The sequence below is a fragment of the Streptosporangium sp. NPDC004631 genome (genome assembly GCF_053601935.1).
In genome coordinates, this window is sequence record NZ_JBSGCR010000005.1 from 243,815 (window position 1) to 267,026 (window position 23,212).

Sequence of the window (23,212 nt, forward strand, 5' to 3'; positions counted from 1 at the left end):
TCCTGTCGGGGTTCAGGCGTCCACGGGGAGGGACGGGGCTCAGGCTCCCATGAGGGGGATGGGACTCAGGCGTCCACGAGGGAGCCGAAGACGAGCCGGCAGCGCCGCCGGTAACCGCCGCGGAACAGCGACAGCATCACCGTCAGCGCGGGACCGGCCAGTTTGCGCAGCCGGGCGAGCTCCTCGGGCCTGGCGTACACCTCGAACCTCGGCAGGTCGACCTTGACGTCGGTCCCCTTGCGGGCGGCGTCCTCGACCCGCTTCCAGTCGGCGACGGACACGTACGCGGTGATGACGGGGAAGATCAGCCGCTCCTCCTCCTCGATGTGCGCGTCGAGCATCTCGGCGAGCCTGGTGAGCGAGGTGGCGAGCGCGGAGGCGTCCCTGGTGGAGGAGAACACCACCGCCTGGCCGTTGATCTCGGCCAGCAGCGGGTCCAGCGCGGAGTGGTCGTCGCTCAGCTCGCGCAGGTCGACCACGGCTCCGGCGGATCGCTCGATGACGGGCCAGAGCACCTCGTCCTCCATCGTGTGGTGATGGTGGATGCCCGCGCACAGCGCCGTGATGAATCCGGTGATGGCCTTGGCGCGGGTCGTGTCGGCGGACTGCCGTCCCTCGGCCAGCTCCGTCGCGAGGACGGCCAGGCGGCGGGCCTCGCCCCGCATGGCGCGGTGGGCGATCTGGAATCCCAGCAGTTCGGGGGTCATCGGGGGTCTCTCCTCGGTCGGTGTGCGGTGTCCACCCGACCACGATGCGACAGTTCACTTGTCGCCCACTTGGGGACCACTTGGTGTGGTTCTCCAGGACGGAGAGACCGGGGGGAGACGGCCGGGCGACGGCGGACGTCGCTCAGCGAGCCGTGGCACCCGGCGCGAGGTACATCTCCAGCTGGATGTCGTCCGGATCCCGGAACGCGATCAGCGTGAAGCCCGTCGCCGGTGTGACCTTGATTCCGGAATGCGTGACACCGGCGTCGGTCAGCCGGGCGACCCACGCCTCCAGCTCGGCCTCCGTCTCCACCGCGAACGCCAGGTGGTCGAGCCCCGTCCGGCGTTCACTGAACTCCGCGTCGGCGTCCGCGTGCCTGTGCTTCGTCAGCCCGATGACGACTCCGCTCGGGTGGCGCATGATGCGTCTTTCGAAGCCGTCGGTGTCCCAGGGGAACAGCGGCGAGAAGCCCAGGACGTCGCCGTACCAGCGCGCGGAGGTGTCAAGGTCGCGCACGTTCAGCGCGATGTGGTGAATTCCGGAGAAGTTCGCTTCCGACACGTGTTACGCCTCTCATCGCCGTCTCGCCCGCCCGAGTACGTTCGCACCCTTAGAGTGCGTTAAGCGAGCTAATGCCTATTTCGTCGTTGCGGTTGGTTGGATGAGGTCTGCTGGTCGGTCAGCCGCCGTTCGGCCTACGGGCGCGGCTGGCGCGGACACCGGACCGCTCGTGAGCAGGTTCTCTGCGTATACCGCGACTGAGCTGGTCACGGTCGGCCCGGTGTCCGCGGCGGCGGGCTTCACGCCGTAGGGCTTTACACGGACACCTACTGTCGAAGGTCCTGCCGAAGGTCGGTCGTCGCGGGACCGGCTGGGACGGCGGGGGTTCGAGGCCATGTCCAGGCGGAGCGCAGGATGAAGGCCAGGAGCAGCACCTCGATTCCGATGGAGAGGCCGTAGAAGAAGGCCCAGTCCCAGGACTCCCCAACCGCGTTGACTACCGAGTAGGGGATGTAGAGCGATGCAACGACGAGGTTCGTGGCGCGGTTCACCCGGGCGGGCAGCGTCATGGAGAGCATCACCATCAGGGCCGGGATCGCCACGGACGCGAGCATCGTGGTCAACAACGTCGGGCTGATGTCGAACTCAAAGACGACGCCAGCGCGGAGGTTGTCGATGACGCCGGGCTTGTGGAGGTGGAAGTAGTCGACGTAGATGTAGAGGAACATGAAGCTGGTCCATGCGGCGGCGAGCTTGGCCTGCACGGGGATCGGCGGGTTGTCGAGCAGGTTCGGGGTGTTCGTTCGGATGGTCATCGGTTCTTCTTTCGAGAGGAGCGGTCCGTCCGCCGGAGTGGCGGCAGGTTGGGGCGTGCATACGCACGGGTTGGGTCGTTCTCGTCGGTCCGGTCGTCAGACGGTGACGACGACCTTCCCTCGGGTGTGGCCGGCCGCGACGTAGCGGAGGGCGGCGGCTGCTCCGTCGAGGTTGCGGGTGCTGCACACACCCGTCTCCTCGGCGCCAAACGCCTTGGCGATCTGTACGGCGAAGGAGCCCACGCCGCCCGACGTGCCCGTGACCAGCACCGTCTGGCCCGGTCGAACGTTCGTGATCTTGCGCAATGCCTGCAACGCCGCCATGGCCGAGGCGGGCACCGCTGGCGCGTCCACGACCGACAGGTTGGCGGGCACGGACAAGAGGTTGTCCGCCGGGACGCAGGCGGACTCCGCGAGCGTTCCAGCGGTGCTCCGGCCGAACACCTCGTCGCCGGGGCGGAGAGCGGTAGCCCGACCTCGGACGACTCGAGCACTGAGGGCGGCCCGCATCGTCGTCGCCCCGGCCGGACTCGCCCCCGGCACCAGGCGTGCTCCGGCATTCGATCGCTGTTCGATTCCCACGGAAGCCTCCTCACGTCCGAGCTACGACCCTCGCTGATTCGTACATCGTACGTCGTACGCTGTACTACGAGTAGTACGCTGTACCATGACCGTACGCTGAACGATTGTCAAGCCGTTCGAGGGAGCGAGGAGACCCGTTGTCTGCAAGGGAACGACGCCAGGTCGCGTCAGATGCGGGGCTGAGCAAGAAGCGGGTGGTGGTCGAGGCGGTCCAGCTCGCCGACCGCGAGGGGGTCGGCGAGCTGAGCATGCGCCAGCTGGCTCGCGCGCTCGGCGCGGGCGCGATGTCGCTCTACCACTACGTAGCCAGCAAAGAGGACTTGCTGGACGCCATGATCGACGTCGTGTTCGAGGAGATCGAGCTCCCGCCTGAAGAGACCGACTGGCAGTCAGCGATGCGACGTCGGGCGGTATCCGCCCGACAGGTTCTCGCACGCCACCCGTGGGCGATCGGCCTGATGGAGTCGCGAACATCGCCGGGGCCTGCGAACCTCCGCCACCGCGAAGCGGTCACCGCCTGCCTGCGGAGGGCTGGCTTCCCGGTCTTGATGGCGACGCACGCCAACTGGTTGCTCGACAGCTATGTATACGGTTTCGCCCTGCAGGAAGCCAGCCTGCCGTTCGACACCGCCGATGAGTTCGCGGACATGGCCGAGGACGTCTTCCTGCCCCAGCTTCCTCCTGACGAGTTCCCCTACCTCAACGAGTCCGCCGCGGTGCTCGCCGCTGCCGGCTACGACCCGGCGGAGGAGTTCACCTTCGGCCTCGACCTCGTCCTAGCCGCCCTCGAGCCCCTGAGAGTGCCTACGTGAGCCTCCATCGGTGATGTCGTTATGTGATCGTGTGGATTTGTAGTGTTACCGCCAGTCTGCGGGTCCGGTTGTGCTGGGATGGCGCGGTGACTGAGCGCAAGCCGTACCCGAGCGACTTAACCGACGCTCAGTGGGCGTTGATCGAACCGGTCCCACGGCATGGAAGGCCGCGCACCCCTCGGTCAGCGGCCACGAAGGCAACCATGCGCTGCGGGAGATCGTCAACGCGATCCACTACCAGGGACGAACCAGCGTCCAATGGGACTGTCTCCCGCACGATCCGCCGCCCAAGGGCGCGACGTACTACTACTTCGCCAAATGGCGCGACGATGGCACCGACAAGACGATCCATGACCTGCTGCGCTGGCACCTGCGCGAGAAGAAGGGCCGATTAGCCGACCCGAGACTGGTCGTACTGGACACCCAAAGCGTCCACGTCGCGGTCGGCGTCCCCGCCACCACGACCGGCCGGGACGTCGCCAAGAAGGTGCCGGGACGCGAGCGAGGCCTGGCCGTAGACGTGCTGGGCCTGGTCATCGCGGTCGTCGTGCTCGCGGCCTCAGCCCACGAGAATTTGTGCCCCAGCCAAAACGATGGGTCGTCGAGCAGACCTACGGAATCTTGATGTTCCACCGGCGCCTGATCCGCGACTACGAGCACCGTCCAGCCAGTTCTGAATCACGGGTGTATTGGGCGATGACGGACGTGATGTCCCGGCGCCTGACCTCCGCGACCCCGTCCTGGCGGTGGACATGACCAGGCCCGATACCCGCCCGCCCGATCCCGGAACCTGGCTTCTGGACCGCCTCGATACCCGCGAACAGGCCCTGACCCGCCAGATCGAGCAGACCCAGACCGACATCGACTCCCTGACCGCGCGGCTCAGTGAACTCAGCCAGGAGGCCGAGCATCTGCGGATCAGCCGCAAGACGCTCCTGTCCCTCGCTGAAGCGGCCCCCGCTCCGGCCGAACCGGACGCGCCGCCGCTGGTCGGCTTCGATCATCCCGACTACCAGCGGATCCTCACCGTCTTCAGCGAGACCGGCGGCTCGCTGCGCGCCCGCGACCTGGCTCTGGCGATGGACCTGCCCCTGACGCCCAACGGCATCCAAAACGTCCGCGCCAAGCTCAAACGCCTGACCAGCCGCGGCATCCTCATCGAAACCGAGCCCGGTTTGTTCACTCAGCCGTGACGACAGACCGAGCGGCGACCCATCGACCAGCAGACCTCATCCAACCGCAACGACGAAAAGGGCGTCAGCTCACGTAACGCACTCTTACCTCGAAGGCGTCTCCCCGCCGGGGAGTCCCGCCGGCGGAACGGCCGTGTGGACGGGTGCCTGTGGACGCCGTTCGGCCGCTGGACCGGGGGCCGTGCCTCGTCGGCCGGCGTGAGCGCCGGTGACGCCGTGGGAGGCCGTCGACGGTGCCGCGGGAGCGTCGGTCGACGGTGCCGCGGAGTGCCCGGTGAACGGTGCCGCGGGAGCGTCCGGGGGCGCTGTGGCGAGTGCCGTCAACGGCGTTCCCGTGGCGCGGGAACCCGGCTGTCAACGGGGCTGTCAGCGGTGTCCCCGTGGGGAAGGTGTGGTGATCCGGGTGGTCCTCGATTGATTTCGCATCGCGCTGCCGAGGCGTGTATGGTTACTCCTGTCCGCAGGGCGAAAGCCAAGCCGGACAGGCCCCTTTAGCTCAGTCGGCAGAGCGTCTCCATGGTAAGGAGAAGGTCTACGGTTCGATTCCGTAAAGGGGCTCGACAGCCTCAAGGCCCTGACCATCCGGTTGGGGCTTTTGGCTTGGGTGGGCCTCTGGAGCCACCCGCGACCCCCCAAGATTCCCGGCGCACGGGCGGGCATACCGGGGAAACCCGGAAGCGATGGCCCTGACCTGCGCAAGTACGCAGTCACTCTGCGGGTCGGGTATCCTTGCGGGGGCCGTCAGTTTTGTCGGCCGCAAGGCGGAGTAGCTCAGTCAGGCAGAGCAAACGGCTCATAATCGTTGTGTCGCCGGTTCAAGTCCGGCCTCCGCTACTACCCTCCCGGGTCCTTCTTCATGGGGAGTCGGCGTGGGTTGTCCCAGTCCCAAACGTAGAAAGGCACTCCCAAGTGGCTGCCACCGACGTTAGGCCGAAGATCACGCTGGCCTGCCAGGAGTGCAAGCACCGCAACTACATCACGCGGAAGAACCGGCGTAATGACCCGGACCGGCTTGAGCTGAAGAAGTACTGCCCCAACTGCAAGACGCATCAGGCGCACCGCGAGACCCGCTAAGTCTCTGCGAAGCCTCCCGGTCTCCCCGGGAGATGGGTACCTTCAGCAGCACTCTCATACTCGAACACAGACCGGCGCCCTCCGTGAGGGCGCCGGTCTGTCGTATCCGCACAGCTTTTCCGTCCGGGTGTTGACCGTGCTCGACAGCCGGACTCCGGCGCGGACCGGGCTACCGTTTTCCGGGGGGCGTCCGGGAGGACGATCCCCGGAATCTTGTTCTGTTACTGTCGGCCTCACCAGCTCGGTATCCGCAAAGGAGCACGATGGCTCTGAACCGTGATTTCGTCGGGCGGGCGTCCGCGCCCTCCCCGCCCTACGAGGTCAGCCGTGTGAAGATCAAAGAGTTCGCGACGGCGATCGGCGACGACAACCCGATCTACCGGGACCGCGAGGCCGCCCAGGCCGCCGGTCACCCGGACCTGATCGCCCCGCCGACCTTCCCCATCGTGTTCAGCCTGGCAGGCGGCTCGATCCTGGAGGACCCCGAGCTCGGCCTGAACTTCGCCATGGTGGTCCATGGCGAGCAGCGGTTTGAGTATCGGCGTCCGATCCACGCCGGCGACGAGCTGGTCACCGTCTCGACGGTGACCGACATCCGCAGCGTCGGCCGCAACGAGTTCATCACCGTGAAGAGCGACGTCACCACCGTCGAGGGCGAGCTCGTCTGCACGACCTACAACACCATCGTCGAGCGTGGAGGGGCGGGCTGAGATGGCCGCGACTGTCAAGTACGACGATGTCCAGACGGGTCAGGAGATTCCCGCCGTCGACTATCCGGTCCGCCGGGTCAACCTGGTGATGTACGCCGGGGCCTCCGGCGACTTCAACCCCATCCACTGGAACGAGCGTTTCGCCAAGACCGTCGGCCTGCCCGACGTCATCGCGCACGGCATGTACACCATGGCGCAGGCCGGCCGGTTCGTCACCGACTGGGCGGGCGACCCGGGCGCGATCGTCGACTACGGCGTGCGGTTCTCCTCCATGGTGGTCGTCCCGGACGACGAGCAGGGCACCGTCATCACGGTGAGCGGCGTCGTCGAGCAGAAGCTTGAGGACAAGCGCGTGGTGATCGCGCTGACCGCCAGGTCCGGCGACTCCCGGGTGCTCTCCAAGGCCCGCGCGGTGGTCCAGCTGGCTTAGGGGTCTGCGGTGAGGTCCGGGACGGGGTCCACCCGGCCTGCCCGGGGTAGGCGCGGCCGGAGTCGCCCGCCGTACCGTCCGGGGGTGCGGTGCCGGTACGGCGGGCCTGGGATCAGCTCTTGGGCATCAGGACGGTGTCGATGATGTAGACGGTGGCGTTGCGGGTGGGCACGTTGCCGCAGACCACGGCCGCGTCGTTGGCTCTGAGGTCCTCGCCCGAGCCCGTGGTGGTCACCTTGCCGCCCTGCAGGGTGGCGAAGGAGCCGTTCTCCAGGTCGGCCGGGGTCTTACGCCCCTGCACGACGTGGTAGGTGAGGATGTCGGTGAGGGTCTTCTTGTCGGCCAGGACCTTCGTGAGGGTCTCCTTGGGGATCTTGGCGAAGGCGTCGTTGGTGGGCGCGAAGACGGTGATGTCCTCGGCGGCGTTGAGCGTGTCGCCCAGCCCGGCCTTCTGCACCGCGGTGACCAGGGTGGACAGCACCGGGTTGTTGGAGGCGGCGGTGGCCACCGGGTCATCGGCCATCCCCGTGAAGCTGCCCTCGCCGGAGGCCGGGACGGCCGAGCAGGCGGCGCCGAACGGCATGGCCGCGGGCGACGCCGAGTCGGAGGCCATCGCCGGCGTGGGTGCGGCGCCGCTCGTAGCCGGAGAGGAGGCGGTGTCGCCGCCACATGCCGCGGTCAGCGACATGGCCATGGCCAGGACCGGCGGAGCGAGAAAACGAGCCTTCATGACCTTCATGATGATTTTCCTCTGTGTGTGATCGGACGGAGTGGAGTGTGGTCAGGGGTGGTCATCGGACGGTCACCAGGACCGAATGCCAGCCGGTGGCGCCATCGGGGAAGGGCGGCACTCGCTGTTGCGGCTGGGTGTGGCCGGCGGCGTCGGTGGCACGGACCTCCAGGCGGTGGTCACCGGGGGTGGCCTGCCAGTCCAGGTGCCACTGGCGCCAGGTGTCCGGGCTGGGAGAGGGCGCCAGCCGGGCCTGCCGCCAGGGGCCGCCGTCCACCCGGACCTCGACGGCGGCCACCCCGCGATGCTGGGCCCAGGCGGTCCCGGCGATGGTGGCCGGCCCCGCGACCAGCCGGGTGAAGGGCTTGGGCACCTCGATGCGCGAGGCGGTCTTGACGGGGGCGTGCCCGGCCCAGCCACGGATGGACCAGTAGGCGCGTTCGTCGGCGAAACGGGTGAGCTTGATCTCGGTCACCCATTTGGTGGCCGAGACATACCCGTACAGGCCGGGAACGATCATCCGGGCGGGGAAGCCGTGCGCCGGGGGCAGGACCTCGCCGTTCATGCCGACGGCCAGCAGCGCGTCCCGGCCGTCCAGTACGGCCTGCACCGGGGTGCCGCAGGTCCAGCCGTCCGCCGAGCGCGACAGAATCTGGTCCGCGTCCGCCTGTACCCCGGCCTGGCGGAGCAGGTCGGCCAGGTCGACGCCGAGCCAGCGCGCGTGGCCGACGTAGGGGCCGCCGACCTCGTTGGACACGCACGTCAAGGTGATGTCCCGCTCCGTCAGCGGCCGGGCGAGAAGGTCGTCGAAGGTCAGCTCGACCGGCCGGTCGACCAGGCCGTGAACGCGCAGCAGCCAGTCCTGGCGCGGCACACGTGGAATGACCAGGGCGGTGTCCACCCGGTAGAAGTCGCTGTTCGCGGTGGTGAAAGGGCCCAGGCCCGGAAGGCGCAGGTCACTGCCCACGGGCAGCGGCGGCGCCGGCCGGGCCGGTCGGGGCAGCACCAGCCGCGCCCCGTCGGCGGCGGTGTCCCGGGCGGCGCTCACCGCCCGCCCCAGACCGCCGGTGACCGCGGCGAACCCCAGCACCGTGGCCGCGGTGCGTAGCAGTGCCCGCCGATCGGCCGTCCGGCCGGCCGTGGCCGGGCCGGGCGCCCGGGCGGGATCGGCGGTGGCCGGTGTGGTCGCGGCGATCTCGCCGCCGGTGGCCTCCTGTGCGGTCGCCGGGTATGTCGTGGTCGCGGGGGAGGGAGACGGTTGTCCTTCCGGTGCCGGTTCGCCGGGTGGGGCGGGGCGTTCGGTGTTCGGGCGCGAGGTGAGGGCGCGGAGCCAGGCGCGGCGCATCAGGTGCAGCGCCGTCGCCCCGGTGGCGGCGGCCAGCACGGAGGGCAGCACGTCGAGGGGGACCGCGCTGGGCCGTGACAGCGCCGCCGCGGCGGCGACCAGGCCAAGCGAGATCAGCCCGCCGCCGGCCAGACGGGGATGCCGGGGCACGGCCAGGCCGACGGCGACCGCGAACGCTGCCACCACGGACGTCAGGGTCAGCAGCAGGACGTTCTTGTCGTCGTCGCCGAAGGCGCGGATCGCGAAGTCCTTCAGCCATGCGGGGGTGAGATCGACGAACGCCGAACCCACCGCGAGCAGCGGGCCGGCCTGTGGCCGTGACAGGGCCGCCGCCAGCTCCGCGGCACCCAGGGCCGCCCCCGCCGCGAGCAGACCGCAGGCTGCCGCCGTGATGCTGGAGTTGGCTGGTTTCTTGACCGTCACATCAGGGTTTCGGAGTCATGGCGCGGAAGGATTGGCCGCGTCGGCGGTTTTCCCCCGCCATCGCGTCAAGGACCACCGCCGTGCCCCCCGAGGTACGGCTCAGGCCCCCACCCTGATCGGGGCCGGGGCCTGACGTGGGGAAGGACGCGGATCAGGTGGCCGGCACGTCCAGCAGGAGCAGCGGCACGGTGGTGGGCTGGGCTGAACCACCGGCGGGCTCGACGGTCACTCCCACCTTCGTGACGCCGGCGTCCGGCGCGGTCACCACCGGCACCGTGTGGCCGCCGGCGTCGGGGCGCAGCAGCCCCGCCGACCGGATCCGCCCCGGCGCGAGCTGCCACAGCTGGTAGGTCCGGCTCTCGGGCAGGGCGGCCAGCCCCGAGGCCAGGAACACCAGACCGCCCCGCGACCGTGAAATGATCACGGTGCCGCTGCCGCCTCGTTCAGCCGGGGCGGTGGTGGTTCGCGCGTCCGGCGCCGCGATCACCATGGCGATGTCACGGTTGGCCTGCCGCGCCCGCTCCAGCTGGTCCTGAGCCCGGATCGCGACGGTACCCGCCGCCACCGCGGCCACCGAGGCGGCGACGGCGACCACCGCGACCAGCCGGGGCCACCACCTCGATCCTCCCGCCCGGTCATGCCGGGAAACGGCTGCCGGTGGGAGGGCCGGAGGCACCGGGGGGAGCTGACGGACCTGGCCGATCTCGGCCATGACCCGCTCCCTCAACAGCGGCGGAGGCTCCACGGCGGCGGCCAGCCCCATCCGGGCGACCGTCTCGGTGAGCCCCCGTATCTCCTGGGCGCACTCGGAGCACCGGCCCATGTGCTCTTCGAAACGCCGCCGCTCCAGCTCGTCGTCGATGGCGTCCAGCGCGTAGGCGCCCGCCAGTGTGTGCGGGTCCTGCCCGCCGGCCGTGGCGTTCATCGTTCCACCCCCAGGCAGTCGCGAAGGCGGATCAGCCCGTCACGCATCCGGGTCTTCACCGTCGGCAACGGCACCTTCAGCAACTCGGCGACCTCACGATAGGAGTATCCGCCGTAATAAGCGGAGGTAACCGATTCTCGTTGCAACGGTGTCAGCCCCTCCACGCACCGGCGCAGCCGGTCGCGCTCCAGCCGGCCCTCCACCGACTCGGCCACCTCGTCGAAGGGGCGGTGGACGTCCAGCCGTGCCGCACGTTCCTCTCGGTCGGTACCGGCCTGAGCCGAGCGCACCCGGTCGATCGCACGGCGGTGCGCGATCGTCATCACCCAGGCCAGCGCCGAACCCCGGTCCGGGTCGTACCGGGCGGCGCCGCGCCATATCTCCACCAGGACCTCCTGCGCGACCTCCTCGCTCTGCGCCCTGTCACGCACCACCCGCAGCACCAGGCCGTACACCCGCGGCGCCACCAGCTCGTACACCCGCTCAAAAACCGCGCGATCACCCCGGGCGACCGAGCTCAGCAGTTCCTCCAGTTCCGGCGGCCGGTGATCGCCGCGGTGGTCGACATCCGGGTGCGATTCGCGTTTCGGTCTCATGTACCTTCCTTCGCCGTCGAACGCCGACGCGTACACATCCCCTTCGGAGCGGGGCCCTTCACGGACTGCCGGGGCGCGCGTCCGTTCCGGCCATCGTGGCCGGGAGTCCCGCCGGACCCGCGGCCGTGTGCCGGGGCCGGTCCGCGCCACGTAGGCTGGTCGCCGGATTTCGCACCGGGGGTGGAGACGGGTATGACTGAACGGGTCGCGGGGGTACGGCTGGCGCCGTACACGACGTTGGGGCTGGGCGGACCGGCCAGGGCGTTCGTGGCGGCCGGGTCGGCGGAGGAGATCGTCGAGCTGGTGGCCGAGGCGGACCGGTCGGGGGAGCCCGTGCTCGTGCTCGGCGGGGGCAGCAACCTGGTCGTGGCGGATGAGGGGTTCGACGGACTGGTCGTGCACGTCGCCTCGCGGGGGATCGAGATCGACGGGGACCGGGTGACCGCGCAGGCGGGGGAGGACTGGGACGCGCTGGTCGCCCTCGCGACGGCGGAGGGGCGGTCCGGGGTCGAGTGCCTGTCCGGGATCCCGGGGCTGGTCGGGTCCACGCCGATCCAGAACGTCGGCGCCTACGGGCAGGACGTGTCGCAGACGGTCACCGGGGTGCGGGTCTACGACCGCGGGACCGGTGAGGTGCGCGACCTCGCCGCGGGGGAGTGCGGGTTCGCCTACCGGCACAGCGCGTTCAAGGAGGAGCCGGGCCGGTACGTCGTCCTGGCGGTCACCTACGAGCTGGCCGGGGACACGATGTCCGGCCCGATCGCCTACCGGGAGCTGGCCGCCCGGCTGGGTGTCGCGCTGGGCGGGCGGGTGCCGCTGGCGCGGGCCAGGGAGGCCGTGCTGGAGTTGCGCAGGGGCAAGGGGATGGTGCTCGACGGGGCTGACCCCGACACCCGGAGCGCCGGTTCGTTCTTCACCAACCCCGTCCTCACCGCGCGGCAGGCGGCCGAGCTGGAGCTGCGCGTTCCCGGTTTTCCCCGCTGGGACATGCCCGGGGGCGCCCTGAAGGTTCCCGCGGCCTGGCTGATCGAGAACGCCGGGTTCCCGAAGGGCTACCGGCGCGGCCCCGCGCGGATCTCCACCAAGCACACCCTCGCCATGACCAATCCCGAGCTGTCGGCGACGACCGCCGACCTCCTCGACCTGGCCCGTGAGGTCAGGGACGGGGTCTGGGAGAAGTTCGGCGTCACGCTCGTCAACGAGCCCGTGATGGTCGGCGCCCAACTCTGACCCGCGACTCAGACCTGTTCCCTCCCTCCTCGGCGGACGCCTCCGGCCGGCGGGGCTCCCACGCCTGTTACAGTCGGAGGGAAACACCCGAAGGGGAGTAGTCCCAATCGCGTGATCGACATGCTGGCGCCTCCGGGCGCCCGGTCGCGCGGGCCTCGAAACGAGGCGGACGAGACCTTCGGCCTGGCAGGCACAAGATGGATGCCGCCGGGCCGAAGTCGTGCCCGAGACTCCCCGAGGGCTCCTTCCGGCCCGGCCGCGCGGAAGGGCACCTCGTTGGAAGCGTTCTGGATCAGTCTCGCCGTGATCTTCGTCGCCGAACTCGGTGACAAAAGCCAGCTCATGGCGATGACCTTCGCGACCCGGTTCAGGCCGTGGCCGGTCCTGGCCGGCATCACCGTGGCCACCGCCGTCGTTCACCTGGTCAGTGTCGGCGTGGGCCGGCTGGCGGGCGACCTGATTCCCACCACGGCGATCACGGTCGTCGCGGGCGTCGCCTTCCTCGGTTTCGCCGCGTGGACGCTGCGCGGGGACGAACTGACCGAGGAGGAGGCGCGGAAGGCGGAGCGCACCACCCGGTCGGCGCTCATCGCGGTGACCGTGGCCTTCCTCCTCGCCGAGCTCGGTGACAAGACCATGCTGGCCACCATCACGCTGGCCACGCAGTACGGCTGGTTCGGCACCTGGCTCGGCTCGACGGTCGGCATGGTCGCCGCCGACGCGCTGGCCATCGCGGTCGGCCGGATGCTCGGCAGGCACCTGCCCGAGAAGGCCGTCCGGTACGGCGCCGCCGCGGCGTTCGCCGTCTTCGGCGTGCTTCTGCTGGTCGAGCCCCTGCTCGGCCGATCGTAGGAGGACCCGGGCGCGTGCCGGGGTCCTCCTACGACGACCTCGCCCGATCGAACGCCGGCGGTCAGGGCCGGGGCAGGCGTTCCCGGATCTCCTGAACGCCGGGGTTGACCAGGCCGGACCCGTCGGGGAGGACCACGGTCGGGATCATCCAGGAGCCGCCGCCGATCTCGGTGATGATCTCGACGGCTCCCGGCGTCCGATCGACGTCCACCTCGACGAAGGGGATGTCCGCGCGGGTGAGCGCGGCCTTCAGGCGGTGGCAGTGGCCGCACCAGGGAGCGCTGTAGACGGTAAGGGAGTCCATGTAATTCCCCATTCGAAAGGTGGGATTGACCCGGATGCCATCTAGCGAATACTCTCCTGAGCCAACTGGATAGTAATGGTAGACGCAGCAGCTAGATAGGCTGACTGGTCGCACGAAAGTAGGTCCCCGTGGCCGATCTCCCCAACGCCGCCCTCACCCGGCGCTCCCTCCTGAGGTCCATGGCCATCGTGGGTGGCCTGGCGGTGGTGCCCGGCCTGACCACCGCCTGCGGCTCGACCGGACAGGCCGACCCGGCCGAGAGCCCCGGCGGGGCGGCGGGCTCCCTCGACCTCCTCAGGGTCGCGCTGCCCTCCTCCATCAGCTCGCTGGACGCGAGCAAGGAGGCGGGCATCATGAACTACGTCGTCGCCCTCCTGTGCCAGGAGGCGCTCGTCGGGGTCGGCCGGGACGGCAGCCTCCAGCCCGCTCTCGCCGAGTCGTGGGAGAGGAGAAACCCCACGACCTACGTCTACAAGATCCGTGGCGGTGTGACCTTCGCGGACGGGACCCCGCTGACCGCCGACGACATCGTGGCCAGCCTCGACCTGCACGCGAAGAAGGGCTCCACCTCGGCCTTCGCCTACGCCTACGCCAACGTGGACAAGATCGAGGCCAGTGGTCCCGCCGAGGTCACGATCAGGCTGAAGCAGGGCGACGCCTCCTTCGCCTGGACCCCCTCGCCGGGGACCCTGCTCGTCACGAGCAGGAAGTTCATCGACGCCACCGGCAAGGACATCGGCACCCCCACCGGGAAGATCCTCGGGACCGGTCCGTACAGGGTGACCGAGTTCGCACCCGACTCGCACGTGACGATGGAGCGCAACGACGCCTGGTGGGGTGGCAAGGCGCCGTACCGCCAGATCAGGCTGGACTTCATCCCCGAGGAGTCCACCCGGTTGCTCGCCATGAGCGGCGGCTCGGTGGACGTCGCGCTGAACGTCCCCGCCGAGCAGATCGACCAGTGGAAGGCGATCTCCGGAGTCGAGCTGAAGACGGCCAGCGACCGTTCCCTGGTCACGCTCGCCTTCAACACCGCCAAGAAGCCGTGGAACGACGTTCACGTCCGCAGGGCGGTGGCCCACGCGGTCGACCGGGAGGGCATCGTGCGCAGCGTCCTGCGTGGCCACGGCCAGGTCGCCACCACCGTTCCCGACCCCGCCCAGTGGGGCGGCGTGCTCGGTGAGGCCGAGGTCAAGAGCCTGTACGCGAGCATCCCGCAGTACGGGTTCGACCTCGCCAAGGCACGTGCCGAACTCGCCCTGTCGTCGGTTCCGAACGGTTTCAGTGACGTGCTGACCTATCCGGGCAGCGGACCGCAGCTCGGCCGGGCCGCGCTCACCCTCGCCGAGAACCTCAAGACCATCGGGATCACCCTGGAGGTCAAGGAGATCCCGCTCGAACAGTGGATCGCCGAGCTCGGCAAGCACGCCTCCGGCGTCTACCTCGGCTGGTACTTCGCCACCACGGGCGATCCCTCGGAGTACATCCAGCAGCTTCTCAACGGCGCCTTCGCCGGTGAGAACGGTTCCAACATCGCCGAATACGCCAACACCGAGGTGACCGGCCTGCTCGACGCGGCCAAGAAGGGGACCGACGACGCGGCCCGGGGCAAGCTCCTCGGGGAGGCGCTGGTGAGGGCCGCGGCCGACGTTCCCTACCAGCCGCTCTGGTGGGGCGAGGCGGCGACCGCCTTCGGGCCGAAGGTCGGCGCCGGAGAGTTCGGACCCTACTTCTTCGTCGGCCCCTGGGCCACCAAGCTCTCAGCGCGCTCATGACCCGGTCGTCACGGACGGCACTGCTGGAGGCGCACACGGCGCTGGCCGCCCTGCGGGTGCCCGACGCCGTGGCCCTGCATCCCTCGGGCGATCGCGTCGCCTGCGTCCTGCCGCCCCCCGTCCCCGATGTCCCCGGTGTTCCCGGCGTCTCCGGCTCGGGACCCGTGGCGCACGTGCTCGACCTCGCCGGAGGCGGCGTTCCGGTTCCGGTGCCCGAGACCCCGGGACGGTGGCACGCCCTCACCCGCTGGCTGCCGGACGGGCGGTTGCTGCTCGCCTCCGGTGCCGGAGCGGACCTCGACCACGTCGAGGTCCGCTCCGGAGACGACCCCGTCCCCACCTGGCGGGTCCGGGCGGACGGGGAGATCGAGGACCTGGTCGCGGGCGACGACGGGACCGTGCTCGTACGGAGCGCGGACCCCGGCAGTGAGCGCGACGGCAGCCACCTCGGACTCCGGGTGCACGACCGCTCCGACCCCTTCGTCCGGACCCCCGGCGGACGGCTGCGGCGGCTCGCCTGGGCCGAGGTCGGCGCCCCGTCCCTGCGGCCGATCCCGCTGAAGGACCTGACCGTGTGGGACGCGGACTGGCGTGGCGGTGTCGCGCTGGCCGTGACCTCGGTGGACGAGACACCCGCCGGGTACTACCGGCCCAGGCTCGACCTGATCGACCCCGAGACCGGCGGAACCAGGACCCTGCTGCGCACCTCCTGGCAGCTCAACCGCCCCCGGCTGGCACCCGGTGGACGTGCCGCCGTCGTGATCGAGGGGCTGTCCATCGTCTCCGGGCGGATCGTCCACATCGACCTGGTCACCGGCGAGGTGACCCGGCTGCCCGCCGTCGACGACGTCACCGACCTCGGCTGGCTGGACGGGCGCACCCTGTGGTTCACCGGATGGTCGGGCACCGGGACCCACGGCGGCACGGTGAGCGCCGACGGCCGTGTGCTGAGCCGCTGGACCGCCTGGGGCACCCTGGGCGGGCGTGACGGGCAGCCGTCTCTCTCGGTCGACCGCGCCGGCGGGTTCGCCGCGGCCGTCTGGGAGACGGCCGAACGGCCGCCGGAGATCGCGGTCGCCGGGGTGGCGGAGGGCGACTGGCGCCAGGTCACCGGCCTCAACGACGATCTGGCCCGGCTGGCCGTACACCAGGAGGAGGTGACCTGGACCGGCCCCGGCGGGCTCACCGTCCAGGGGCTCCTGCTGACGCGCCGGACGGCCAAGCCGCCGGACCGGGCGTCCGAGGAGGCGCCCAGGGACGCGTTCGGGGAGGTGACCGGGGAGAGGTTCGGGGAGGCTCTGAGGGAGACGTCCGGGGAGGCCCGGCCGCTTGTCGTGATCGCGCACGGCGGCCCGACCTGGCTCTGGTCCAGTGCCTTCGCGCCGGCCGAGTCCGGGCAGCTCGCTCTGCCGCTCGCGCACGCGGGCGCCGCCGTACTGTTGCCCAACCCCCGGGGCAGTAGCGGGCGAGGCCAGGACTACGCGCGCCGCGTCATCGGGTGCGTCGGCCAGGAGGACCTGGGCGACGTCCTCGCCGGGGTGGACCACCTCGTCGGGCGCGGGGTGGCCGATCCGGAACGGCTGGCCGTGCTCGGGCTGAGCTACGGCGGCTATCTCAGCGCGTGGGCGGTGACCCGTACGGACCGGTTCCGGGCGGCGGTGGTGATGTCCGGGGTCGCCGACTGGCTCAGCTTCGCCACCGGCAGCAACCTCGCCGGCGGCTACGACCCGCTCTACCACCGCGAGGCCGACGTGGCCACCCCCGAGGGCAGGGAGTTCCTCGCCGCCCGCTCACCGGTCTGCCACGCCGCCGACGTCACCACCCCGACGCTGATCCTGCACGGAGCCGAGGATCGCACCACCCCGCTCGGCCAGGCGGAACAGCTCTATCGTGCCTGGTCGGCGGCGGGTGTCCGCACTCAGCTGGTCGTCTACCCTCGGGAGGGCCACGAGCTGACCGAGCCGGAGCACCGCCGGGACGCGGCGGAGCGGGTGGCCTCCTGGCTGGCGGGGAACGGGGTGCTGTGATGGGAAGGCGAAGCTGGGCCGCCTTCCTGCTGCGCAGGCTCGCGGGCACCGCCGCCGTCGTCGCGCTGCTGTCGATCGGTGTGTTCGGTCTGCTCTACCTCGCCCCGGGGTCGATCCAGCAGACCCTGCTCGGCACCCGCCCCGCCACACCGGAGACCATCGCCGCCATTCAGGCCCGTTACCACCTGAACGACCCGCTGCCCGTGCGGTATCTCAGCTGGCTCGGCGGTGTCCTCAGGGGAGACCTCGGCGTCTCCATCAGGACCGGGATGCCGGTCTCCGACATGCTCGGGCAGCGACTCCCGCTCACCCTGGCGCTCACCGGGTACGGCACGCTGCTGTCGCTGCTCGTCGGCATCCCGCTGGGCGTGGTGGGCGCGCTGCGCCGAGGGCGGGCCGTCGACCGCCTGGTGGTCACCGCGGGAGTGGTGGGGCTGAGTGCGCCGCCGTTCGCCGTCGGCCTGCTGCTGCTCGTGGTGTTCGCCGCCTGGCTCGGCTGGTTTCCCGTGTACGGCACCGGTGAGAGCCTGGCCGATCAGCTCTGGCACCTGACGCTGCCCGCCGCCGCGCTGGCCGTCGGCGCCGCAGGCATGCTCGTCCGTTTCAGCCGGGCCGCGCTCATCCGCGAGCTGGACCAGGACTACGTGGTGTTCGCCCGCGCGCGCGGCCTGAGCGGCCCCGCCGTCCTCGGCTACGCGCTGCGTAACTCGCTGGTCCCGATCCTCACCGCCGCCGGGCTCATCGTGACCGGCATGCTGGCCGGAACCGTACTGGTCGAGGTCACCTTCGCGCTGCCCGGTCTCGGCTCCCTGCTCGTCGACTCGGTCACGTTCAAGGACGTGCCGGTCGTCCAGGCGCTCGCGCTGCTGCTCACCCTGCTCATCGCCGCCGTCAACCTCCTGGTCGACGTCGGCTACTCGGCCGTGGACCCGAGGGTCCGGCTCGACGGGAGGCCGTCGTGAGGCGCCCGCCGGTGAGCGTGGTCGCCGCGCTGGCCGTCCTCCTCGCGGTCGCGGTCGCCGCCGCGTTCGCCCCCTGGCTCGTGCCGGGAGCCACCGGCCAGGACCTGATGCTGGGCATCACCCGGCCGGGCCCCGGTCATCCGCTCGGCACCGACGACCTCGGCCGTGACGTGCTGGAACTGCTGGTCGCGGGCGCCCGTACGGCGGTGCCCGGCGCGTTGTGCGTCGCCGCCGGGTCCATGCTGATCGGCAACCTCGTGGGACTGCCCGCCGGATACCTCGGCGGCTGGGCCGACGCGCTGGCCATGCGCTGGGCCGACCTGATGTTCTCCCTGCCCGCGCTCCTGGTGGCCATCGTCGTCGCCGGTGTGCTGGGCGGCGGGTACGGTCTGGCGATCGCCGTGCTGGTCGTGCTGTTCGCGCCCACCGACACGCGGGTGGTGCGCGGGGCCGTACTGGAGCAGCGGTACCGGCCCTACGTGGAGGCCGCGCGGCTGAAGAACCTCTCCGCCTGGCGGATCATGATCAGGCACGTCTGGCCGAACATCGCCCCGGTCGCGCTGGCCAACGCCTTCCTCAACTTCGCCTACGCGCTGGTGTCGCTGGCGTCGCTGTCCTTCCTCGGCCTGGGGGTGCCCGCGGGTTCGCCCGACTGGGGGCGCACACTGTCCGACAACCGTACCCAGATCCTTGCCAACCCCTGGGCCGTGATCGCTCCCGGCCTGGCCATCATCGCCACCGCCGCCGCGCTCAACATCGTGGGCGACTGGCTCTACGAGCGCGTCGACCGGCGCGGAAGGGCACGCTGAGATGGGAATCGGAGCCGAGGGGCCCGGGGGCGAGAAGTCCAGAACCACGGAGTCCGGGTCGGGCGCGTTCGGCGGGAAACGGCCTGATGCCGGAGGTCTGCGGGTCGAGGGCCTCGCCGTACACCAGCCGGCCACCGGGCGGACCCTCCTGTCGGAGGTCTCCTTCGAGGTCGCGCCCGGTGAGTCCGTGGCGATCGTGGGCGAGTCCGGATCGGGGAAGTCGCTCACCGTCCGGGCCGTGCTCGGCCTGCTGCCCCGCGGCCTGGAGGCCACCGGGCGGGTCCGCATCGCGGGTGAGCGGGTGGACGACGATCCGCGTGCCCGCGCACGGCAGCGCGGCGGAGTGGTCTCCCTCCTCATGCAGGACCCGTTCACCCTGCTCAACCCGTTGCGCAAGGCCGGACGGCAGATCGCTGACGGGCTGCCGGGGGGAGCCGACGCGGCGGTCGAGGTGCCCCGGCTGCTGGCCGAGGTCGGCCTGCCCGGGGACGTGGCCGGGCGCTATCCCTTCCAGCTCTCCGGAGGCATGCGGCAGCGCGTCGGGCTGGCGGCCGCGCTCGCGGGCGGCCCCCGGGTGCTGGTGGCCGACGAGCCGACGACCGCGCTCGACGCCACCACCCAGCGCGAGGTGCTCGCCCTCGTCCGGCGCGTTCAGCGCGAACGGGACATGGCGTTCGTGCTCATCACCCACGACCTGCGGCTGGCCTTCTCCACCTGCGACCGGGTGGTGGTGATGTACGCGGGCCGGATCATGGAGACCGGTGGCGCCTCGGCCGTACGGGACGAGCAGCTCCACCCCTACACCCGGGCGCTGCTGGCCGCCGAGCCGCCCGCGGACCGGCGGCTCGCCGTCATCCCCGCCGTGCCGGGCTCCGTGCCCGCCCACGACGCGGTGACGGACCGGTGCGCCTTCGCCGACCGCTGCGCCCTCGCCGTGACCGAGTGCCGCACCGGGACGCCCAGGCCGCGTGCCGTACGGCGGGGCCGCGAGTCCGCCTGCCTGCGGGCCGGCGAGCTTCCCGCGCAGCCCGCTCCCGGACCGGGTGTCGCGCCGTCGCCGCCGGTCACCGCCGACCCGGTGCTCCAGGTGCGTGAGCTGCGCAGGACCTTCGCCGGAGCCGCCCGCCCGGCCCTCGCCGGGGTGAGCGTCTCCGTCGCCCCCGGCGAGGTCGTCGGGGTGGTCGGAGAGTCGGGGTCGGGCAAGACCACGCTCGCCCGCTGCGTCGCCGGCCTGGAACGCCCCGACGCGGGCACGATCGTGCTCGGCGGCGCCGACTGCTCCGACTACGGCCGGATGAGCCGTACGGCGGTGCGCCAGGCCCGGCGCACCGCACAGATGATCTTCCAGGACCCCTACTCGACGCTCAACCCCGCCCGGACCGTCGGGTCGGCCCTGACGGAGGCGCTCCGGGCCGACCGCCGTCCCGCCGCGCCGGGCGACGTCGCCCGGCTGCTGGAGTCGGTCGGCCTGAGCCGGGACATGGCCGGGATGCGTCCGGCGGGACTGTCCGGCGGTGAGCGTCAGCGGGTGGCGATAGCCCGCGCCGTGGCCGGTGAGCCCCGGCTGCTGATCTGCGACGAGCCGGTGTCGGCCCTCGACGTCTCGGTCCAGGCGCAGATCCTCGGCCTCCTGGCCGAGCTGCGGGAACGGCTCTCCATGGCGATGCTGTTCATCACCCACGACCTGGCCGTGGTGCGGCAGATCGCCGACCGGCTCTACGTGCTGGAGTCCGGCCGGTGCGTGGAGTCCGGCCCGGCCGGTCAGGTGCTCGACGCCCCGGCACACCCCTACACCCAGGCCCTCCTGGCCAGCGTCCCCGACGGCTCCCCGGCCTGGCTGTCCTGATGGAGCCGCCGAGGCTCGTCGGCCCGGTTCACACCGGGTCCGCGCGGAGGGGCTGCGGGTGGGGGTAGGGGTGCTGGGCGCGGAGCCGGGTGTGGTGGCGGGCCACCCGGTCGGCGGCCTGGTCCGGTTCGCTCGCCCGGTGGGAGGCGTCGATCGGCCGGTGCCGCCGGGTGTCCCAGCCCGCGCACCACCAGAGGCGGTCGCCGTTGGACCAGACCACCAGGCCCGCCCAGACCGAGACCAGCGCGAGTCCGTACCCGCCGTGCACGTCCGCCGCGATCCCGTGGCGCGTCAGCGCGTGCCGCAGCCTCTCGGCCGCCCGCACCGCCGGGCACGGGCCGGGAACCGGCGCCGTCACACCGTCACCTCCGGACCGGCCACCAGGATCAGCTCCACCACCTTCTCCGGCCGCTCCTCCCCGACCGTCCGAGGCCCGGGGGCATCGCGCAGGCAGACCAGGTAACAGCCCGAACGCGGCCCGATCGTCACCGTGGCCTCCCCCCGGCTTGGGGGACCGGTCACGATCAGCTCGGGCGGATACCGCTCCAGCCAGGACCGCAGGGCGGGCCGGTCGGGCCAGACCACGCCGTCCATCCGGTTGGCGTGGAGCCGGAGGCCGATCGTGTGGTGACACCGTGAACGGATTCCCCGCTCCTGGAGAAGCCGCTGCACCACGGCCAACGCCCTGTCCTGTTTTTCCGCCGTGGCCTCAGTGACCGTCTCGTCCTGTTTGGTGGTTAATTGCTTATCTATTTTGGCGGTGCGCTGCCTCATTCCATCCTCCCGGACTGGACCCGTGTGTTCTTTCAATGCTTCAATGTTTCCGTTAGGCGTCAATGGATCGCAATGGTGGGTGGCGGAAGAATAGTTGACGTTGAACGTCAATCCCTATGACGTGGGGCGGAAAGTGAAATGAGGGGAAGAGTTTCCGGGACGCGCCGTAAGGAGATCGAGAGGTCGGCTAAAGAGATCTACTTCGAGGGCATTCGACGCGGTTGGGCCACCGAGGAGACCGCCGACCGCATCCTGGTGGCCCTGCCGGAGGTTCTGCCGCTGGAGGCGTGGCGTTTCGCGAACGGCTGGACCCGCGCGGAGATCAGTGCCCGGCTGGACGCGCTCTACCAGGCCGACGGTCTTGCCGGGCCGGGACTCGACGGTGCGACCCTGTGCCGCTGGGAACACGGCGAGCGGCGGCCGTCCGATGAACGGATCGACTATCTGTGCCGTCTTTACCGGACGCGGCCGGACCGTCTTGGTTTCGGAGCCGATCACAGTCCCGGTGACGTGGACAGGTTGAGCCGGGCGGGGATCATTGACGCCTTCCCTCACACCAGCCGCGAGTCGGAGGAGGATCTGATTCGACGCATCTCGAACGCACGGCAACGTGTCAACCTGTTCGGTCTCACCAGAAATTTCTACGGGAACGACATGACGCTGCCGCATCTTGAGGCCAAGGCCGCTGCCGTTCCGATTCAGATCTTCGTGATGGACCCTCTCTGTCCCTCTCGTGAGGACAGGTACCGCATCGAACCGGCCGAAGCCGCGATGGAGGACCCGGAGCGGTATGTAAGGGAAATCCTGCGGCCCCTCCATCAGGTCACGCTCCGCCGCCCCAAGCTGCGGGTTTTCCTGTACAACTTCCCGTGCTCATTCGGCATCGAGGAGATCGACGACGTCTGCCGGGTCATGCTCTACGGTCACGGGAAACGCGGTACCCAGGGGCCGATCATGACATTCTCCGGCGGCGGTCCGGCGCACACGTACTTCGTCGACCAGATCAGGTGGCTGGAACGTTGCGCGAACAGTGAGGTCACACCGGAACCGTGGGCCGGCAAGGGCGTTCGGGTAAGACCTCTGGAACTGTAGGTGACATCGAGCCGGCTTGACCAGACGGAACGGTCTTGGTCAACTCCCCGTTGGAGTCTCTGTATTCCCTGGTCAGGCGCCTGCTCGGATCGTCCTTGCCCCTGAGGTCCGCCCGTTGGGTGCCCGGCGGCCTCGCCTTTTCCGTCACCGCGGTGGGTCTGGTCGGCGGGGTGGGCGTCGGTCGCTCTGCCGGAGGTGCCCGCCTCACGGGTGGGTTGTGGACGGCTCGCCTGGCGCTGTCGGCCATCGGTGCCGCCTCCGGAAGAGGCCTCCCTTACTCCGGATCGGCGGCCAGGATCAGGTCCACGACCTTCTCCGGCTGCTCGGGCTCGACCGCCTGGACACCGGGATCGTTGCAGAGGGACACCAGGTAGCAGCCGGAACGCGCGTCCACGGTCACCGTCGCCTCGCAGTGGTCCTGGGACGCGAGCACGGTCAGTTCCGGCGGGTACCGGCCCGTCCACGATCGGGGCGGGGTCTGATCAGGCCAGGTGACGCCGTCCACCCGGTTGGCGTAGAGCCGGAGGCCGATCGTGTGATGACAGCGGGCCCGGATCCCCCGTTCCTGGAGAAGCCGCTGCACGACGGCCAGTGCTCTGTCCTGGCTCTCCGCCGTGGCCTCGTCGATCGCCTCCTGAGGTTCAGTCTGTGCCGCGTGACCTGTCAACCGTCCTCCCGGATCGGAGTCGTCGGATTG

26 protein-coding genes and 2 tRNA genes are annotated in these 23,212 nt (G+C 70.6%); 16 read left to right on the forward strand and 12 right to left on the reverse strand.

The genetic code is table 11. From position 1 onward, the window contains the following. Positions 1–65: 65 nt before the first annotated feature. The 4 genes from ACWEF2_RS07545 to ACWEF2_RS07560 form a co-directional block, all read right to left on the reverse strand. Positions 66–707: a hemerythrin domain-containing protein gene (locus tag ACWEF2_RS07545; protein ID WP_453812835.1), complete on the reverse strand. Its 642-nt coding sequence runs from the start codon at positions 705–707 to the stop codon at positions 66–68. A 142-nt stretch (positions 708–849) separates the two neighbouring features. Beyond that, positions 850–1,269, reverse strand: a complete 420-nt coding sequence (locus tag ACWEF2_RS07550) for a VOC family protein (protein WP_453812837.1) — start codon at positions 1,267–1,269, stop codon at positions 850–852. 266 nt (positions 1,270–1,535) lie between these two features. Continuing rightward, the gene (locus ACWEF2_RS07555; protein WP_453812839.1) at positions 1,536–2,024 is read right to left on the reverse strand and encodes a DUF6326 family protein; all 489 of its coding nucleotides are present in this window, start codon (positions 2,022–2,024) and stop codon (positions 1,536–1,538) included. A gap of 96 nt (positions 2,025–2,120) precedes the next feature. Continuing rightward, entirely contained in the window at positions 2,121–2,606 is a 486-nt protein-coding gene (locus tag ACWEF2_RS07560) for a hypothetical protein (protein WP_453812841.1), read from the reverse strand. A 197-nt stretch (positions 2,607–2,803) separates the two neighbouring features. Between ACWEF2_RS07560 and ACWEF2_RS07565 the strand changes: the two genes are divergently transcribed. The 8 genes from ACWEF2_RS07565 to ACWEF2_RS07600 all read left to right on the forward strand — a co-directional run bounded on the left by ACWEF2_RS07565 (position 2,804) and on the right by ACWEF2_RS07600 (position 6,825). Next, a complete protein-coding gene (locus tag ACWEF2_RS07565) occupies positions 2,804–3,418 on the forward strand; it encodes a TetR/AcrR family transcriptional regulator (protein WP_453812843.1) in 615 nt (204 codons plus the stop codon). Between the two features lie 130 nt (positions 3,419–3,548). Further along, on the forward strand, positions 3,549–4,043 hold the full coding sequence (locus ACWEF2_RS07570; RefSeq protein ID WP_453812845.1) for a transposase: 495 nt from the start codon (positions 3,549–3,551) through the stop codon (positions 4,041–4,043). A gap of 127 nt (positions 4,044–4,170) precedes the next feature. Then, positions 4,171–4,611, forward strand: a complete 441-nt coding sequence (locus ACWEF2_RS07575; RefSeq protein WP_453812847.1) for a hypothetical protein — start codon at positions 4,171–4,173, stop codon at positions 4,609–4,611. A gap of 485 nt (positions 4,612–5,096) precedes the next feature. Beyond that, positions 5,097–5,169: transfer RNA gene (locus ACWEF2_RS07580), tRNA-Thr, on the forward strand. Between the two features lie 202 nt (positions 5,170–5,371). After that, positions 5,372–5,445, forward strand: a tRNA-Met gene (locus tag ACWEF2_RS07585). Between the two features lie 75 nt (positions 5,446–5,520). Then, a complete protein-coding gene (gene rpmG, locus ACWEF2_RS07590) occupies positions 5,521–5,685 on the forward strand; it encodes a 50S ribosomal protein L33 (RefSeq protein ID WP_030921771.1) in 165 nt (54 codons plus the stop codon). 263 nt (positions 5,686–5,948) lie between these two features. Further along, the gene (locus tag ACWEF2_RS07595; protein ID WP_355594692.1) at positions 5,949–6,395 is read left to right on the forward strand and encodes a MaoC family dehydratase N-terminal domain-containing protein; all 447 of its coding nucleotides are present in this window, start codon (positions 5,949–5,951) and stop codon (positions 6,393–6,395) included. A 1-nt stretch (position 6,396) separates the two neighbouring features. Beyond that, entirely contained in the window at positions 6,397–6,825 is a 429-nt protein-coding gene (locus tag ACWEF2_RS07600; RefSeq protein ID WP_453812850.1) for a MaoC family dehydratase, read from the forward strand. Between the two features lie 112 nt (positions 6,826–6,937). Here the strand turns inward: ACWEF2_RS07600 and ACWEF2_RS07605 are convergent, their stop codons facing one another. The 4 genes from ACWEF2_RS07605 to sigK all read right to left on the reverse strand — a co-directional run bounded on the left by ACWEF2_RS07605 (position 6,938) and on the right by sigK (position 10,844). Then, a complete protein-coding gene (locus ACWEF2_RS07605; protein ID WP_453812947.1) occupies positions 6,938–7,555 on the reverse strand; it encodes a fasciclin domain-containing protein in 618 nt (205 codons plus the stop codon). Between the two features lie 61 nt (positions 7,556–7,616). Beyond that, on the reverse strand, positions 7,617–9,323 hold the full coding sequence (locus ACWEF2_RS07610; RefSeq protein WP_453812852.1) for a molybdopterin-dependent oxidoreductase: 1,707 nt from the start codon (positions 9,321–9,323) through the stop codon (positions 7,617–7,619). A gap of 151 nt (positions 9,324–9,474) precedes the next feature. Next, a complete protein-coding gene (locus ACWEF2_RS07615) occupies positions 9,475–10,248 on the reverse strand; it encodes an anti-sigma factor (protein WP_453812854.1) in 774 nt (257 codons plus the stop codon). Then, on the reverse strand, positions 10,245–10,844 hold the full coding sequence (gene sigK, locus ACWEF2_RS07620) for an ECF RNA polymerase sigma factor SigK (RefSeq protein ID WP_453812856.1): 600 nt from the start codon (positions 10,842–10,844) through the stop codon (positions 10,245–10,247). The genes ACWEF2_RS07615 and sigK overlap by 4 nt, the downstream gene beginning before the upstream one ends. A gap of 192 nt (positions 10,845–11,036) precedes the next feature. Here sigK and ACWEF2_RS07625 point away from each other — a divergent pair, with 192 nt between their 5' ends. Both ACWEF2_RS07625 and ACWEF2_RS07630 read left to right on the forward strand, forming a co-directional pair. Beyond that, on the forward strand, positions 11,037–12,074 hold the full coding sequence (locus ACWEF2_RS07625; RefSeq protein ID WP_453812857.1) for a UDP-N-acetylmuramate dehydrogenase: 1,038 nt from the start codon (positions 11,037–11,039) through the stop codon (positions 12,072–12,074). Between the two features lie 276 nt (positions 12,075–12,350). Next, positions 12,351–12,926, forward strand: coding sequence for a TMEM165/GDT1 family protein (locus ACWEF2_RS07630; RefSeq protein ID WP_453812859.1), 576 nt, complete (start codon positions 12,351–12,353; stop codon positions 12,924–12,926). A 61-nt stretch (positions 12,927–12,987) separates the two neighbouring features. Here the strand turns inward: ACWEF2_RS07630 and ACWEF2_RS07635 are convergent, their stop codons facing one another. Then, positions 12,988–13,230 carry a glutaredoxin family protein gene (locus ACWEF2_RS07635; protein ID WP_453812862.1) on the reverse strand — a complete coding sequence of 81 codons (243 nt, stop codon included), beginning with the start codon at positions 13,228–13,230 and terminating at the stop codon, positions 12,988–12,990. 128 nt (positions 13,231–13,358) lie between these two features. Between ACWEF2_RS07635 and ACWEF2_RS07640 the strand changes: the two genes are divergently transcribed. From ACWEF2_RS07640 to ACWEF2_RS07660, 5 genes are read left to right on the forward strand one after another with little or no spacing between them, the layout of a single operon-like run. Beyond that, a complete protein-coding gene (locus ACWEF2_RS07640; RefSeq protein WP_453812864.1) occupies positions 13,359–15,005 on the forward strand; it encodes an ABC transporter substrate-binding protein in 1,647 nt (548 codons plus the stop codon). Next, positions 15,002–17,032 carry an alpha/beta hydrolase family protein gene (locus tag ACWEF2_RS07645; RefSeq protein WP_453812866.1) on the forward strand — a complete coding sequence of 677 codons (2,031 nt, stop codon included), beginning with the start codon at positions 15,002–15,004 and terminating at the stop codon, positions 17,030–17,032. Before ACWEF2_RS07640 ends, ACWEF2_RS07645 begins: the two co-directional genes overlap by 4 nt. Continuing rightward, positions 17,032–17,994: an ABC transporter permease gene (locus ACWEF2_RS07650; RefSeq protein ID WP_453812868.1), complete on the forward strand. Its 963-nt coding sequence runs from the start codon at positions 17,032–17,034 to the stop codon at positions 17,992–17,994. Before ACWEF2_RS07645 ends, ACWEF2_RS07650 begins: the two co-directional genes overlap by 1 nt. Continuing rightward, the gene (locus tag ACWEF2_RS07655; RefSeq protein WP_453812870.1) at positions 17,991–18,803 is read left to right on the forward strand and encodes an ABC transporter permease; all 813 of its coding nucleotides are present in this window, start codon (positions 17,991–17,993) and stop codon (positions 18,801–18,803) included. Before ACWEF2_RS07650 ends, ACWEF2_RS07655 begins: the two co-directional genes overlap by 4 nt. 1 nt (position 18,804) lies before the next feature. Next, positions 18,805–20,649: an ABC transporter ATP-binding protein gene (locus ACWEF2_RS07660; protein ID WP_453812872.1), complete on the forward strand. Its 1,845-nt coding sequence runs from the start codon at positions 18,805–18,807 to the stop codon at positions 20,647–20,649. Positions 20,650–20,677: 28 nt separating this feature from the next. On the opposite strand, the gene ACWEF2_RS07665 is transcribed toward ACWEF2_RS07660, so the two are convergent. Continuing rightward, positions 20,678–21,007, reverse strand: coding sequence for a hypothetical protein (locus ACWEF2_RS07665; RefSeq protein ID WP_453812874.1), 330 nt, complete (start codon positions 21,005–21,007; stop codon positions 20,678–20,680). Continuing rightward, positions 21,004–21,423, reverse strand: coding sequence for a hypothetical protein (locus ACWEF2_RS07670; protein WP_453812876.1), 420 nt, complete (start codon positions 21,421–21,423; stop codon positions 21,004–21,006). The genes ACWEF2_RS07665 and ACWEF2_RS07670 overlap by 4 nt, the downstream gene beginning before the upstream one ends. A 138-nt stretch (positions 21,424–21,561) precedes the next feature. On the opposite strand from ACWEF2_RS07670, the gene ACWEF2_RS07675 reads away from it, so the two are divergent. Further along, a complete protein-coding gene (locus ACWEF2_RS07675; RefSeq protein WP_453812878.1) occupies positions 21,562–22,515 on the forward strand; it encodes a helix-turn-helix domain-containing protein in 954 nt (317 codons plus the stop codon). A gap of 274 nt (positions 22,516–22,789) precedes the next feature. Here ACWEF2_RS07675 and ACWEF2_RS07680 read toward each other — a convergent pair whose 3' ends face one another. Further along, a complete protein-coding gene (locus ACWEF2_RS07680; protein ID WP_453812880.1) occupies positions 22,790–23,182 on the reverse strand; it encodes a hypothetical protein in 393 nt (130 codons plus the stop codon). Positions 23,183–23,212 lie beyond the last annotated feature (30 nt).

Excerpts from the sequence above, each read along its gene's own strand:
- ACWEF2_RS07545 (WP_453812835.1), bottom strand. The coding sequence starts at position 707 with ATGACCCCCGAACTGCTGGGATTCCAGATCGCCCACCGCGCCATGCGG.
- ACWEF2_RS07555 (WP_453812839.1), bottom strand. The coding sequence starts at position 2,024 with ATGACCATCCGAACGAACACCCCGAACCTGCTCGACAACCCGCCGATC.
- ACWEF2_RS07575 (WP_453812847.1), top strand. The coding sequence starts at position 4,171 with ATGACCAGGCCCGATACCCGCCCGCCCGATCCCGGAACCTGGCTTCTG.
- ACWEF2_RS07595 (WP_355594692.1), top strand. The coding sequence starts at position 5,949 with ATGGCTCTGAACCGTGATTTCGTCGGGCGGGCGTCCGCGCCCTCCCCG.
- ACWEF2_RS07600 (WP_453812850.1), top strand. The coding sequence starts at position 6,397 with ATGGCCGCGACTGTCAAGTACGACGATGTCCAGACGGGTCAGGAGATT.
- ACWEF2_RS07605 (WP_453812947.1), bottom strand. The coding sequence starts at position 7,555 with ATGAAGGCTCGTTTTCTCGCTCCGCCGGTCCTGGCCATGGCCATGTCG.
- ACWEF2_RS07615 (WP_453812854.1), bottom strand. The coding sequence starts at position 10,248 with ATGAACGCCACGGCCGGCGGGCAGGACCCGCACACACTGGCGGGCGCC.
- sigK (WP_453812856.1), bottom strand. The coding sequence starts at position 10,844 with ATGAGACCGAAACGCGAATCGCACCCGGATGTCGACCACCGCGGCGAT.
- ACWEF2_RS07625 (WP_453812857.1), top strand. The coding sequence starts at position 11,037 with ATGACTGAACGGGTCGCGGGGGTACGGCTGGCGCCGTACACGACGTTG.
- ACWEF2_RS07635 (WP_453812862.1), bottom strand. The coding sequence starts at position 13,230 with ATGGACTCCCTTACCGTCTACAGCGCTCCCTGGTGCGGCCACTGCCAC.
- ACWEF2_RS07645 (WP_453812866.1), top strand. The coding sequence starts at position 15,002 with ATGACCCGGTCGTCACGGACGGCACTGCTGGAGGCGCACACGGCGCTG.
- ACWEF2_RS07650 (WP_453812868.1), top strand. The coding sequence starts at position 17,032 with ATGGGAAGGCGAAGCTGGGCCGCCTTCCTGCTGCGCAGGCTCGCGGGC.
- ACWEF2_RS07660 (WP_453812872.1), top strand. The coding sequence starts at position 18,805 with ATGGGAATCGGAGCCGAGGGGCCCGGGGGCGAGAAGTCCAGAACCACG.
- ACWEF2_RS07670 (WP_453812876.1), bottom strand. The coding sequence starts at position 21,423 with ATGAGGCAGCGCACCGCCAAAATAGATAAGCAATTAACCACCAAACAG.
- ACWEF2_RS07675 (WP_453812878.1), top strand. The coding sequence starts at position 21,562 with ATGAGGGGAAGAGTTTCCGGGACGCGCCGTAAGGAGATCGAGAGGTCG.